14 protein-coding genes are annotated in these 13,135 nt (G+C 60.4%); 4 read left to right on the top strand and 10 right to left on the bottom strand.

Going from position 1 to position 13,135, the window contains the following annotated elements; all coding sequences use genetic code 11:
• The first annotated feature begins 71 nt into the window (after positions 1 to 71).
• Genes J5276_RS06405 through mobB form a run of 4 tightly spaced genes read left to right on the top strand, consistent with a single transcriptional unit; the run spans position 72 to position 3,376 of the window.
• Complete coding sequence (locus J5276_RS06405; protein WP_174005706.1) at positions 72 to 1,040, top strand: DMT family transporter; 969 nt, start codon at positions 72 to 74, stop codon at positions 1,038 to 1,040.
• A gap of 1 nt (position 1,041) precedes the next feature.
• Positions 1,042 to 2,241 (top strand): multidrug effflux MFS transporter, encoded by a 1,200-nt coding sequence (locus J5276_RS06400; protein WP_112154635.1) that lies wholly within the window; start codon positions 1,042 to 1,044, stop codon positions 2,239 to 2,241.
• On the top strand, positions 2,238 to 2,864 hold the full coding sequence (gene mobA / locus J5276_RS06395) for a molybdenum cofactor guanylyltransferase MobA (RefSeq protein WP_112154634.1): 627 nt from the start codon (positions 2,238 to 2,240) through the stop codon (positions 2,862 to 2,864). Before J5276_RS06400 ends, mobA begins: the two co-directional genes overlap by 4 nt.
• Positions 2,861 to 3,376 (top strand): molybdopterin-guanine dinucleotide biosynthesis protein B, encoded by a 516-nt coding sequence (mobB, locus tag J5276_RS06390; RefSeq protein ID WP_111796358.1) that lies wholly within the window; start codon positions 2,861 to 2,863, stop codon positions 3,374 to 3,376. Before mobA ends, mobB begins: the two co-directional genes overlap by 4 nt.
• Positions 3,377 to 3,566: 190 nt before the next feature.
• Here mobB and J5276_RS06385 read toward each other — a convergent pair whose 3' ends face one another.
• The 10 genes from J5276_RS06385 to nagZ form a co-directional block, all read right to left on the bottom strand.
• Entirely contained in the window at positions 3,567 to 5,132 is a 1,566-nt protein-coding gene (locus J5276_RS06385) for a LysM peptidoglycan-binding domain-containing M23 family metallopeptidase (RefSeq protein ID WP_019566161.1), read from the bottom strand.
• Positions 5,133 to 5,477: 345 nt separating this feature from the next.
• Positions 5,478 to 6,119, bottom strand: coding sequence for a protein-L-isoaspartate(D-aspartate) O-methyltransferase (locus J5276_RS06380; protein ID WP_029658770.1), 642 nt, complete (start codon positions 6,117 to 6,119; stop codon positions 5,478 to 5,480).
• Between the two features lie 8 nt (positions 6,120 to 6,127).
• On the bottom strand, positions 6,128 to 6,898 hold the full coding sequence (gene surE, locus J5276_RS06375; protein ID WP_003515592.1) for a 5'/3'-nucleotidase SurE: 771 nt from the start codon (positions 6,896 to 6,898) through the stop codon (positions 6,128 to 6,130).
• A 211-nt stretch (positions 6,899 to 7,109) separates the two neighbouring features.
• Positions 7,110 to 8,393 carry a serine--tRNA ligase gene (serS, locus tag J5276_RS06370; protein ID WP_025593635.1) on the bottom strand — a complete coding sequence of 428 codons (1,284 nt, stop codon included), beginning with the start codon at positions 8,391 to 8,393 and terminating at the stop codon, positions 7,110 to 7,112.
• Positions 8,394 to 8,497: 104 nt separating this feature from the next.
• On the bottom strand, positions 8,498 to 9,301 hold the full coding sequence (gene tatC, locus J5276_RS06365; RefSeq protein ID WP_003515595.1) for a twin-arginine translocase subunit TatC: 804 nt from the start codon (positions 9,299 to 9,301) through the stop codon (positions 8,498 to 8,500).
• Complete coding sequence (gene tatB / locus J5276_RS06360) at positions 9,298 to 10,026, bottom strand: Sec-independent protein translocase protein TatB (RefSeq protein WP_065687301.1); 729 nt, start codon at positions 10,024 to 10,026, stop codon at positions 9,298 to 9,300. The genes tatC and tatB overlap by 4 nt, the downstream gene beginning before the upstream one ends.
• A gap of 54 nt (positions 10,027 to 10,080) precedes the next feature.
• Entirely contained in the window at positions 10,081 to 10,287 is a 207-nt protein-coding gene (locus J5276_RS06355; RefSeq protein ID WP_003515599.1) for a twin-arginine translocase TatA/TatE family subunit, read from the bottom strand.
• A gap of 130 nt (positions 10,288 to 10,417) precedes the next feature.
• On the bottom strand, positions 10,418 to 11,164 hold the full coding sequence (gene scpB / locus J5276_RS06350; protein WP_019566157.1) for an SMC-Scp complex subunit ScpB: 747 nt from the start codon (positions 11,162 to 11,164) through the stop codon (positions 10,418 to 10,420).
• Positions 11,154 to 12,002 (bottom strand): ScpA family protein, encoded by an 849-nt coding sequence (locus tag J5276_RS06345; RefSeq protein ID WP_112154633.1) that lies wholly within the window; start codon positions 12,000 to 12,002, stop codon positions 11,154 to 11,156. The genes scpB and J5276_RS06345 overlap by 11 nt, the downstream gene beginning before the upstream one ends.
• Before the next feature lie 58 nt (positions 12,003 to 12,060).
• Positions 12,061 to 13,077, bottom strand: coding sequence for a beta-N-acetylhexosaminidase (gene nagZ / locus J5276_RS06340; protein WP_026330914.1), 1,017 nt, complete (start codon positions 13,075 to 13,077; stop codon positions 12,061 to 12,063).
• Positions 13,078 to 13,135 lie beyond the last annotated feature (58 nt).

Genomic DNA, 13,135 nt, shown 5'->3' with positions numbered 1-13,135 from the left:
CGGTCCCGCCCGGCGGGCGACCCCTGAGAGGAATTTGGGGTTAGGCTGCGCATGGTCTGGGACAGTATGAAATGGCATTGACGGACAATACGCGCGGCGCCCTTCTGATGGCGCTCGCCATGGCAAGCTTTACGGCCAACGACGCCCTGACGAAATCCGTCACTCCCTACATCAATACCGGCCAGATCATGTTCGTGCGCGGCATCATGACGGTCGTGCTGATCTATATTGCCGCCCGGCACTTCGGCGCGCTCCGGCCGCTGAAAACCCTGATGCGCCCCATCATCATCCTGCGCTGTCTCTGCGAAGTGACAGCCGCCGTTCTCTATCTGACGGCGCTTGGACTCATAGAATTTTCCAACGCCGCGGCCATATTGCAGTCCCTGCCGCTGATCGTCACGCTGGGTGCCGCACTGTTCCTACGCGAGCCCGTCGGCTGGCGGCGCTGGGCGGCGATCATCGTCGGCTTCATTGGCGTGCTCGTCATCATCCGGCCCGGCCCGGAAGGCTTCACCTCAGGCGCGCTGTTGGTCGTCGCCTCGCTTGCGGTCACCGCTGCGCGTGATCTTCTGACCCGCAAGATGTATGCGGATGTCCCCTCGCTTGCCGTCACCTTCGTTACCGCATCCGTCAACATGGCGGTGGGTGGCCTGCTGATCCAGCCCTTCGGCGGCTGGCAGCCCATGAACTTCATGATCCTGTCGCATCTGGCCGGTTCTGCCGTTCTGGTGCTGGTCGGTTACCAGGCAATCATTCTGGCAATGCGAACCGGCGAAATCTCCTTCGTCGCGCCGTTCCGTTACACCAGCCTGCTCTGGGGTGTCATGATCGGCGTGTTCTTCTTCAACGAAAAGATCGACAGTTTCACGATCGTCGGCGCCGTGATCGTCATCGGCTCGGGCCTCTACACCTTCTACCGTGAAAGCCTGCGCAAGCGCTCGCAGATGGCCAAGCGCTCCGCCGCCACGCCCACTGCCGCGACCACCGTGCGACCAGCGTCCGTAACGAAAGCTGCCGTTACGGAAAAAGCGGGAGAATGACATGAAAAACGCCCGCTTTCTGGATCGCACCACCCCGCCCCACATCATCACGCTCGTCGTTATCGCCGGCGTCGCGGCGCTTTGCATGAACCTGTTCCTGCCCTCGCTTGCAGCGATGGCGCTCCATTTCGAGACCGATTACGCCGTGATGCAATTTGCCGTGTCCGGCTATCTTGCCGCCACCGCCTGCCTGCAACTCCTCATCGGCCCGCTATCCGATCTCTTCGGACGCCGACCCGTCATGCTTGCCAGCATCGCGATGATGATCGTCGCCACGCTCGTCTGCATGCTGGCGCCAGATATCACCGTCTTCATGTTCGGGCGTGTGGCGCAGGCGGCCGTCGTTTCCGGTTTCGTGCTGGCGCGCGCCATCGTGCGCGACATGGTCCCTATGGAACAGGCCGCTTCGATGATCGGCTATGTGACCATGGGCATGTCGGTGGTGCCGATGGTCGGCCCAACGGTCGGCGGTCTGCTCAACGATATCTCCGGCTGGCAATCCAGCTTTGCGCTTCTTGGCCTGCTCGGGGTCGGCATTCTGGTGCTCGCCTGGTTTGATCTCGGCGAAACCAATCACAACAGATCGGCAAGCTTCTCGCAGCAGTTCCACGCCTGGCCGGAACTTCTGCGCTCGCCGCTCTTCTGGGGATATGCGCTGACCTCGACCTTCTCGTCGGGCATGTTCTTTTCGTTTCTCGGCGGCGCCCCCTTCGTCGGCAGCGTGCTTTATGGCCTTGCCCCGGCCATGCTCGGCCTGCAATTCTTCTTCATGGCCAGCGGCTACATGCTCGGCAACTTCGTCTCCGGCCGTTATGCGAGCCAGATCGGCATCACCCGCATGATGCTGTCGGGCAATGTCGTCGCCATCGCCGGCATTGTCGCAGCCATAGCGCTGATCTCCACTGGGGCGGAAAGCCCCTATGCGTTTTTCGTGCCGCTTGCGCTCATTGGTGTCGGAAACGGTGTGACACTGCCAAGCGCCAATGCAGGCATGGTCAGCGTCCAGCCGCATCTGGCAGGCTCCGCCTCCGGTCTCGGCGGCGCCATGACCATCGGCGGCGGTGCGGCACTTTCCGTGCTTGCCTCCTCGGTTCTGTCCAAAGAGGACGGAACCTGGCCGCTTCTTCTCGTGATGCTGGCGACCGGCCTTGTCGCCCTCCTCACCACCTATATCGTAAGGCTGCAGGAAAAGCGGCAATGACGGCGCGATTTGAAATACCAGGTCTTGTGCTTGCCGGCGGCCTGTCGCGACGGATGGGCACCAACAAGGCGACCGTGATGCTGGGCGACGAACCGCTGCTTTCCCATGTCGTGCGCCGCATCGCCCCACAGGTGTCGGATGTCACCATCAATGCCGCGAATGGCTGGGCCGAAAGCTTTGGCCTGCCCTTGCTGCCTGACACCGTGAACGGCCATGCCGGGCCGCTAGCCGGAGTTCTCGCCGGCATGCGGCATTTCCAGAACCATCACGTCCGGAAAAGCCACTTCCTGACAGTGCCCGCCGACAGCCCGTTCTTTCCCGAAGATCTCGTCGACCGCCTCTGCGAACACATGGCCGAAGACGCAATCGTCATCGCCGCCTCCAGCGGCCAGTTGCACCCGGTTTTCGCGCTATGGCCCGTGGCGCTCGCGGACGATCTGGAGGAATGGCTGAAGAACGATGCAAACCGGCGCATCCGCGCCTATCTTGCACGACACGTCACGATCGGTATCGCCTTCCCGCCGCTGGAAACGGCCAAGGGCAGCCTCGATCCGTTCTTCAACATCAACACGCCGGATGAACTGGCGCTCGCTCGAAGCTATCTGGAGAGCATGGAACCATGATGAGCCAAAAGGTCTTCGGTATTGCCGGCTGGAAAAACTCGGGCAAGACCGGCCTTGCGGTCCGCATCGTCACCGAGCTGACGGCCCGCGGCTATCGGGTCTCGACCATCAAGCATGCCCATCATGATTTCGATATCGACAAGGTCGGCGCCGATAGCTGGCGTCACCGTCAGGCGGGCGCGCACGAGGTCACCATCGTCTCCGGCACCCGCTTTGCCATCATGCATGAATTGCGCGGCGAAGCCGAACCGTCCTTCGAGGAAATCCTCTCCCGCCTCGCCCCTTGCGATCTCGTACTGATCGAGGGTTACAAATACGAGCCGGTGCCGAAGATCGAGGCGCGACGGCTGGAAGCTGCCAAGACCGAACCGCTTGCCGGAGGCGATCCGCACATCATCGCAATTGCCGCCGATCACGCGGTGACCGACACCACTCTTCCCGTCTTCGACCTCGACGATACCGCCACGATTGCGGACTTCATCGAGAAGACGGTTGGGTTGGTGAGGGCGTAACTGCCGTTTCGGCAAACTCTTCTCCTCCGTCATCCTCGGGCTTGACCCGAGGGCCCGCAAACCGACCGCACCATGGATCCTCGGGTCAAGCCCGAGGATGACGTCGAATGTGTGAGGACGTTTGGCCTACCCCCAAAAATGAAAAAGCCGGGCGTTCGGCCCGGCTTCATCATTCCTTGAGACGCAATACCTATTCAAGGAAACCGGAGGGGTTCACCGGCGTCGCATCCTTGCGAACTTCGAAGTGAACCTGAGGACGTTTGGCGCTGCCAGTCATGCCTGACGTGGCGATGGTCTGTCCGCGCTGAACCTTCTGGCCGCGCTGCACGTCAAGATTGGCGGCGTTGCCGTAAACGGTGACCTTGCCGTCGTCATGGCGCACGAGAACCGTGTTACCAAGCTGCTTAAGGCCATTGCCCGCATAGATGACCACACCGTTTTCGGCGGCCTTGATCGGCGTGCCTTCCGGAACGGAGATGTTGATGCCATCGTTGCGGCTGCCTTCGACGTTGTCGCCGAAATTATTGATAACGGCGCCACGAACCGGCCAGCGATATTTGCCGATGCCTGTGGATTCCGGAGCGAGCGAGGCCATATCGGACTTCTTCTCGATATCGCCGACGCTTGCCGTTGCGGCAGGAGCGGACGGTACGGTCGCAGCTGCGGCAGGAGCCTTGTAGGGTTCCGGCTTGGCGGATGCGGTTTCCACTGCCTTGGCCGCTTCCTTTGCGGGTACGGAGGCTGTCTTAATGGCGTCGGTCGAAGCACCCGGCATGGCGAGTGTCTGGCCGACACGGATGCTTTCGGTGGAAATGCCGTTCGCGGCCTTGAGGGCTGCAACCGAAACGCCGTTTTCACGGGCGATCTTTGCCAGGCTGTCGCCCGGCTGAACCTTGTAACCACCGGCTGGCGGCATAGGCTTGCCACCGGGAGGTGTGAGCTTGCCGTTTTCAGCCGAAACCTTGTCGCGGGCAACACTCTGCGAGGGAAGCACGGCTACCTTCTGGTCTGGACCACGCAGCGGGTTCGGCTCGTCGCCGTTGCGGTTGAGCGCAATGTCACCAGCCGCAGCCTTGGCGGCATTGCGGACCTGACCGAATTTCGGAATAAGGATCGACTGGCCAGCCTGCGCGGACGCCGCGGTTTTCAGACCGTTGACCCGCAGCAGTTCCTTTTCGGGAACGCCGTAGCGGTTGGAGATAGTCGCGATGCTTTCACCCGGACGCAGCGTTACCGAAGAGGCGCCATCCGTATGCCAGCCGTTCTTGTCGGAACGGACGGTTGCGGTGGTGAGATTGTCGGCGACGGGAGCGGCAGCCTGCTGTGCAGGTGCTGCGAGAGACGGAGCGGCTGGTCGTTGTGCGGACGGGAAAGGCTGGGCCATGGCTTCGTTGCGGGTCGACGGGTCGCGGCTTGCTACCGCCGGCGGAGCCGACAGCTCGGAGCGCTGCACCGGAGAGGCCGAAGCCGAACGGGCCGTCGAAGGCTGAACGCCACCGCCGTAACCGCCGGAAGACGGATAGGAGTTGGCCGCCATGTTCTGATTGGCGTAGCCGCCCTGGGGTGCCGCAGAGGCATAACCACCGTTCATGTCGCCTTGCGGGACCGGGGCCTGCCCATAAGCACCGCCGCCCTGGCGGGCTGGAATTGACGCTGTCGTCATCCGATCCGGTCCACTGGAAAAGAGGCCGCTGAACCGCGTTGCATCCGAGCTACAGCCCGTTGCGACGCTTGCCAGCAATGCCGCTGCGAACATTTTTGCGACTGATTTTCCGATTTTAGACGAATGTCTCATACGCATAACTCGATCTACACTGACGCCAACCCGCCGCATCGAGGTCGATCCGGCACAAATTTCACTTCTTGCAAGGCCCATTTCCCGATCCCGGGAAAACCATGCGTCGATGTTTATGATTAAAGCGCGTTAGTGTTACCACGCCGTTAAAACGTTAAGCCGCTCGGCGCTTTTTTGACACTTCGATAACCATGAAGAAAACGGCATGTGTCATGTCTGAACAATATTATTATGGAAAATCAGTTGGTTGTGATGATTTAGAACATTCTAAGACGAAAATTAATCGCCTTCGATATTTTCATTTTGTCACAAATGCCGGGCAATATGGCTGCCAAGCGGCAGATAGGGCGTCTCGAACAGCTCTTCCTTCTCGAAGCGGCTGCCGGTCTTGGAGAAGCGCGTCATGACGCAGCGCCCGTCTTCCAGAATGATCGGCGCGATCATCATGCCGCCGGAGACGATCTGCTCGGCGAAAAAGCGGGGCATGGTGGTAAAGGCGGCGGTGGCGACGATTCGGTCGAAGGTGCCCTCGCCGACCAGACCGTTGCTGCCATCCGCCTGGCGGATGACGACATTGCGGATGGAAAGATCGTCCAGACAGTTCTGCGCCTGCTGCACCAGCGTCTTGTATCGCTCCAGCGAAAAGACCCGCTCCACCCGGCGCGCGATGATCGCCGTCATGAAACCGCTGCCGGTGCCGATTTCCAGCACGCGCTGGCCCGGCTTCAATTGCAGGCGGGCCAGGATTTTCACCGCCATGTCAGCGCCTTCCATGAAGGCGCCGCAGTCGATCGGGATTGTACGGCTGGAATAGGCATCAGCGGCGAATTGCGGCGGCACGAATCTGGAGCGCGGCGTCTGTTCGACCGCCGTCAAAAGGTCGAGGTCAGAAATCCCCTCGCCCCGCAAGCGGAGAACGAGAGCGGCAAAACCTTCCTTTTCAACCATTGCGGATTTCAATCGGCGACTCCGAATCCAAGTGCTTGCGCAACCCGATCCTTGACCGTGTAATCCGTAAGGTCAAGCTTTAGCGGCGTGACCGAAATCTTGCCGTGCTTCAAAGCGTGGATATCCGTGCCCTCGCGGAAAGTGCCGAGGCGTTCGCCAAAGCGCAGCCAGTAATAAGGAAGACCGCGGCCATCCTGGCGTTCTTCTACCGTCAGGCCGAAATCGAGCTTGCCCTGCCCGGTGACGGATACACCCTGCACATCATCAGGTGCGCAATTGGGGAAATTGAGATTGAGGAAGGTGCCATCAGGCAATTCCACATTCATCAGCTTGCGCAGCAGATCCGGCGCATGGGTCTCGGTCACCTCCCACGGCACGACGCGGCCTTCGGAATGGCTGAAAGCCTGACTGAGTGCGAAGGAGCGTACCCCTTGCAGCGTACCTTCAATGGCGCCGGCAATCGTGCCGGAATAGGTGACATCGTCAGCCATATTGGCACCGGCATTGACACCTGAGAGTACGAGATCGGGTTTTTCCGGCAGAACTTCACGGATGCCCATGATGACGCAATCGGTCGGCGTACCGCGCAGCGCGAAATGCTTGTCGGAAACCTTGCGCAGCCGCAGCGGCTCGGAGAGAGTAAGGGAGTGAGCAAGACCGCTCTGGTCGGTCTCGGGCGCCACGATCCAGACGTCATCGGACAGCGTGCGGGCGATACGTTCCAGCACCGCCAGCCCTTCGGCATGGATACCGTCGTCATTGGTCAGCAAAATCCGCATGTTTCTCTCTCCGCTTTTCATATCTTCCGGGACGGAGCATCCTCCCCACCGGCAGTGAGGTGTGCAGTTCTCTCAACGTCATCCTCGGGCCTGTCCCGAGGATCTAATCACGTCTAAATTAATCGACAGGTTGCAGATCCTCGGGACAGGCCCGAGGATGACGTCGGCGTATTGGAAGATTCTCCTTCCAATAGCACGACGCTGCGCTCCCTCAGGCCGCCTTCTCGATCCGTGTCAGACCGCCCATATAGGGCAGCAGCACGTCTGGAATTGTGACGGAACCGTCGTCGTTCAGGTAATTTTCGAGAACCGCGATGAGGCAGCGGCCGACGGCGGTGCCGGAGCCGTTCAGCGTGTGCACGAACTTCGTCGCCTTGTCGTCCTTGCCGCGATAACGCGCATTCATGCGCCGCGCCTGGAAATCGCCGCAGACGGAGCAGGACGAAATTTCGCGGTAGGTGTTCTGGCCGGGCAACCACACTTCCAGATCGTAGGTCTTGCGCGCGCTGAAACCCATATCGCCGGTGCACAGCGTCATGGTGCGGAAATGCAGGCCAAGACGCTTCAGCACTTCTTCGGCGCAGGCCGTCATGCGCTCATGCTCGGCAACAGCACTTTCCGCGTCGGTGATGGAGACGAGTTCGCATTTCCAGAACTGGTGCTGGCGCAGCATGCCGCGTGTGTCGCGGCCGGCAGAGCCCGCTTCCGAACGGAAGGACGGCGTAAGTGCCGTAAAGCGCAGCGGCAGCTTTTCCTGCTCGAGAATTTCGCCGGAGACAAGGTTGGTCAGCGTCACTTCCGCCGTCGGGATCAACCAGCGACCATCGGTAGTCTTGAACAGATCCTCGGAAAACTTCGGCAATTGCCCGGTGCCGAACATCGCCTCATCGCGCACCATCAGCGGCGAAGAGACTTCCGTGTAGCCATGTTCCGAGGTGTGCAGGTCGATCATGAACTGGCCGAGCGCCCGTTCCAGACGCGCCAGCTGGCTGGTCAGCACGGTGAAGCGCGAGCCGGAAAGTTTGGCCGCCCGCTCGAAATCCATGTAGCCGAGCGCTTCGCCAATCTCGAAGTGCTCCTTTGCTTCATGGTTCCAGCCGGGCTTCTGGCCGACCACGCGGGTCACCACATTGTCGTGTTCGTCCTTACCGTCAGGAACATCGTCGAAAGGTATATTGGGCAGGCGCGACAGGGCGTCGTTAAGCTCGGCGGTGACCTGGCGGTCCTCCTCCTCGGCGCGCGGCATGTTCTCCTTGATGTCGGCGACTTCCGCTTTCAGCTTTTCCGCCAGCTCCATGTTCTTCTGCGCCATGGCGGCGCCGATATCCTTGGAAGCGGCATTGCGACGCGACTGCATGTCCTGCAGGGACTGGATGACGGAACGGCGCTTCTCGTCGAGAGCGATCAGGCTGCTTGCGGCAGGCTCTGCGCCGCGCCGTGCAAGTGCTGCATCAAAGGCTTCGGGGTTTTCGCGTATCCATTTAATGTCGTGCATCGTCGTTCCAGACTATTGTTGGTCGCTCGCGTTTTATCAGCAAAACGCCGGGCGAAAGGCCCGGCGCGAGGAAATTTGATGAGCAGGAAGACCGTGGCGAAGCGTCAGGTCTCTTCCAGCTCCGTGCTTTTGGATTCCGCAGCACGTTTCCTCTCCACGAGTCGAGCCATGTAGATGGAAATCTCGTAGAGAATGATCGCAGGCAGCGCAAGACCGATCTGGGACATGGGGTCTGGCGGCGTCAGCACGGCCGCAACCACGAAGGCCATGACAATGGCGAACTTGCGCTTTTCCCGCAGCCAGTCGCTGGTCAGAATCCCGACCCGCGCCAGAAGCGTGGTGACGACAGGCAGCTGGAATACCAGGCCGAAGGACAAAACCAGCGTCATGATGAGGCTGAGATATTCCGACACCTTCGGCATCAGGGAAATCGCCACCTCGCCATCTACTGGCAATTGCTGCATGGCGAGGAAGAACCACATGACCATGGGCGTGAAGAAGAAATAGACGAGCGCCGCGCCGATAAGGAAAAGGATCGGCGATGCGATCAGGAACGGCAGGAAGGCCGCACGCTCGTTCTTGTAGAGGCCCGGCGCCACGAATTTATAGAGCTGCGAGGCAATCACCGGAAAGGAGATCACCATGGCACCGAACATGGCAACCTTGATCTGCGTGAAGAAGAATTCCTGCGGCGCCGTATAGATCAGCGATGATTTCGCCACATCCAGCCCCGCCCAGATGACCGCCCACTTATAGGGAATGACGAGCAGGTTGAAGAGATGCTTGGCAACGGCGAAACAGGCGATGAAGGCGACGAAGAACGCGCCGAGCGACCAGATCAGCCGCGTGCGCAACTCCATGAGATGTTCGATAAGCGGCTGCGGCTTGTCCTCGATGTCCCCGCTCATGCTTCATCCTTTTTGGGCTTTGCAGCCTTGGTTCTTGCCGGTTTGGCCGGCTTGGCATCCGCAACGGCAACCGCCTTCTCAGCTGCCGCTTTCCTGACAGCAACCTTTTTGGCGACAGCCTTCACGGTCGGCTTCAAGACAGCAGCTTCTTCAACAGGCGCTGCGGCAGGCTTGCTGCGGGTGGTGCGTTTCGGCTTGGCGGCAACCGCTTCGGCTTCAACGGTCGCGACAGATTTCGCACGCGCACGCTTCGGCTTTTCTTCCGCAGCAGCAACCGCAGTAACCGGCCCAGATGCAGAAGGCGTGGGAACGACCGCAGGTGCCACATCCGGAAGCTTCATCTCGGGCTCGGGCACGCTGACAAGAGGAGCAACCGGCTCACTTGTTGCAGGTGCTGCTGTCGACGACATCGCATCGGGAGCGGCTGTCGCCTTCTGGAGATCAGACTTGATTTCGTTGCCGAGCTGGCGAAGCGGGTTCATAGCATCGCGCAGGGAATTCGTCGGGTTGAGATTGCGCACATCGGAGATTGTCTGCCGCACATCGTCCATGTCTGCCTCTTTCAAGGCCTCGTCGAACTGCGTGCGGAAATCCCCCGCCATCTTGCGAAGGCCGGCCATCGTCTTACCGAAGGCGCGGATCATGGGCGGCAAGTCCTTGGGACCGACGACCACGATCAAAACGACCGCGATCACCAGAAGCTCGCTCCAACCGATATCAAACATCAAAACGCTCCCGAGACCCTAGCGCCAGTCTCAAAACAAGCAGGTTCAAGCCGCTTACTTGATCTCGTCAGCCTTGTGGTCAACAGTCTTCGCGTTGACATCGGCCGGCGGCGGAGTCTGATCTTCGTCAGCCATGCCCTTCTTGAAGCTCTTGATGCCCTTGGCGACATCGCCCATCAGTTCCGGGATCTTTCCGCGTCCGAAGAGAACGAGAACGATCACCAGCACGATCAGCCAATGCCACACACTAAAAGAACCCATAACTGAAACTCCTGAATTTCGCTTTCAGACGATGTAAGACGTTTGAAAGGCTTTTTCAAACAACAAATCGTTGCTTCAACAGGCTGTGGGCATAAAGTTTTCGTGCCTTGTCACCCGCATGAAGACGATATCAATCGTCGCCATCGCCGCCACCAGGTGCAAGCAGGCCCAACTCTTCCAGATCGAGCTGCGTGATCGGGTCTTCGTCTTCGCGCAATTCGTCGCTCATCATCGGCAGAGGCACGCCGAAATTGGAAGGAATACGGCCCGAAAGCAGGCCCGCACCCTTCAGTTCCTCAAGGCCCGGCAAGTCCCGCAATTCCTCAAGGCCGAAATGGTCGAGAAACTCCACCGTGGTGCCGATCGTCACCGGCCTGCCCGGCGTGCGCCTGCGGCCCCTGAAACGCACCCAACCCGCCTCCATCAGCACATCGAGGGTACCGCGTGAGGTTTGCACGCCACGGATTTCCTCGATTTCGGCGCGTGTCACCGGCTGATGATACGCCACAATCGCCAGAACCTCCAGCGCCGCACGCGAAAGCTTCTTAGGTTCCTTTTCCTCAGAATGGACGACGAAGGAGAGATCGCCGGCCGTGCGGAACGCCCATTGCCCCCCCACCTGCACCAGATTGACGCCCCGCTCGCCATAAGCCGCCTTCAGCCCATGGAGTATGGCAACGACATCCATGCCGCGCGGCAGCCGCTCGGCAATGAAGGCAACTGAAACCGGCTCGGCCGAGGCAAAGACCAGCGCCTCGGCAATGCGCTCGGCTTCCTTCAGCTGACGCTCGGAAAATACCGCGGGCTCGGCCCCAACCACATCCGCCGCCCCATCTGCCACGATGGCGGCTTCGCCGGTCTCGTCGTCATGCGTCATTATTAGTCCTTTCCGCATTAGGCGCGCGGTCATCTCGCTCGCTCCTGCGCATATAGATGGGTTGGAACGCGCCCTCCTGCCGGATTTGCAGCGATCCCTCGCGCACCAGCTCCAGCGAGGCGGCGAAAGCGCTGGCGATTGCCGTCACGCGCATCGCGGGGTCAGGCACATATTGCAGCAGATATTGGTCGAGCACCGTCCACTCGCCGACATCCCCGAGCAGACTGTTCAGAAGCTCCCGGGCTTCCACCAGCGACCAGACCTGCCGCTTTTCAATCGTGACCTGGGTGATGGCCTGCCTTTGCCGCAGATTGGCATACGCACTCAGGAGATCGTATAGGTTCGCCTCGTAAGCCGAGCGGTTGATATGCGGAATATGCTCCGGCGCGCCACGGGCGAAGATATCGCGGCCAAGCTGGGCGCGGTTGACGAGGCGTTCAGCCGCCTCCCGCATCGCCTCAAGACGTTTCAGCCGGAAGGCCAGCGTCGCGGCCATTTCTTCGCCGGAGGGGCCGTCATCCTTCGCCTGCTGCGGAATGAGAAGCTTGGACTTGAGGAAGGCAAGCCAGGCCGCCATCACCAGATAGTCGGCCGCAAGCTCGATGCGCACGCGGCGGGCTGTTTCCACGAATTGCAGATATTGCTCGGCAAGCGCCAGCACCGAAATGCGCGACAGATCGACCTTCTGCGTGCGGGCAAGGTGTAGCAACAGATCGAGCGGGCCTTCGAAACCCGCGACATCGATCACCAGCCCGGCCTCGCCCGTCAGCCGCTCCGGCGTCACATCCTGCCAGAGCTTGTCCATAGGCGTTGAAGTGCGAGACTTGTCTGCTGCCATTGTTCCATCCGCCGGGCGTCCGGCCTGTCGTCCCGAGTACCGGGCCGCCGCCCGATTGTCAGGAAACGGCCCACATGGCGTTGAATTCGGCTCTCAGTTCAGCTTCGTCGGAGGCATCAGCGGCGGGAAAACCCGCTTCCACGGCCCGCACCCGCTCCAGCGAACGGCCGGAAAGAACGGGAACCTCCTTAACGACCTCAAGCATTTCACCCATCACGCCGTTGCAATGCAAGACTATATCGCAGCCACCCGCAACAATATTCGCGGCACGCTGGCCAAGCGTGCCCTTCAGCGCATTCATGGAACTGTCGTCGGACATCAACAGACCGTCAAAGCCGATTCGCCCACGAATGATTTCCTCGATCACCTTTGGCGAGGTCGTTGCCGGACGCTCCCGATCGACGGCGTTGAACACCAGATGCGCGCTCATCGCCATCAATTCACGGTTCAGCGCGCGGAATGGCACAAAATCATGGGCGTCCAGCTCGTCCAGCGGCACATCGACAACAGGCAATTCATGGTGCGAATCCACCATGCCGCGACCGTGGCCCGGCATGTGTTTCATGACAGGCAACATACCGCCCGCCTTGAGACCGTCAGCCGCCGCCTGCCCCATCTCCGCCACCATGGTCGGGCTGTAGCCATAGGCCCGGTTGCCAATGACGTTGCTGGCGCCTTCCACCGGCACGTCGAGCACCGGCAGGCAATCGATATTGATGCCGAATTTCATGAGATCGAAGGCATGCAGACGCGACATCAACCACGCCGCACGCAGCCCTTCCTCCCGGTCACGCTCGTATATCTCGCCAAGAATGCGGGCATTCGGATAGGCTTGCAAAAGCGGCGGCTTGATGCGCTGAACGCGCCCGCCTTCCTGATCGATCAGAACCGGGGCATCCGGCCGCGCGACGGCATCGCGCATTGAGGCGACGAGATCGGTAATCTGTTGCGCATCACCGATATTGCGCCCGAACAGGATGAAACCCCAGGGCCGCTCATTGCGGTAAAGGGCAATCTCGTCAGCGGAAAGCGTAAGCCCGCCGCATCCGAGGATCATAGCTTTGCAATCGGTCATGATGTCACGCTCACAGAATGGGGAAATGGCCTTATACCGCAAGGCGTCGGGGATAAGT

The organism is Agrobacterium sp. S7/73, assembly GCF_019355535.1.
GTDB lineage: Bacteria > Pseudomonadota > Alphaproteobacteria > Rhizobiales > Rhizobiaceae > Agrobacterium > Agrobacterium tumefaciens.
Note: the sequence above shows the minus strand (reverse complement) of the source record. Positions and strands in the feature narration are given on the sequence as shown.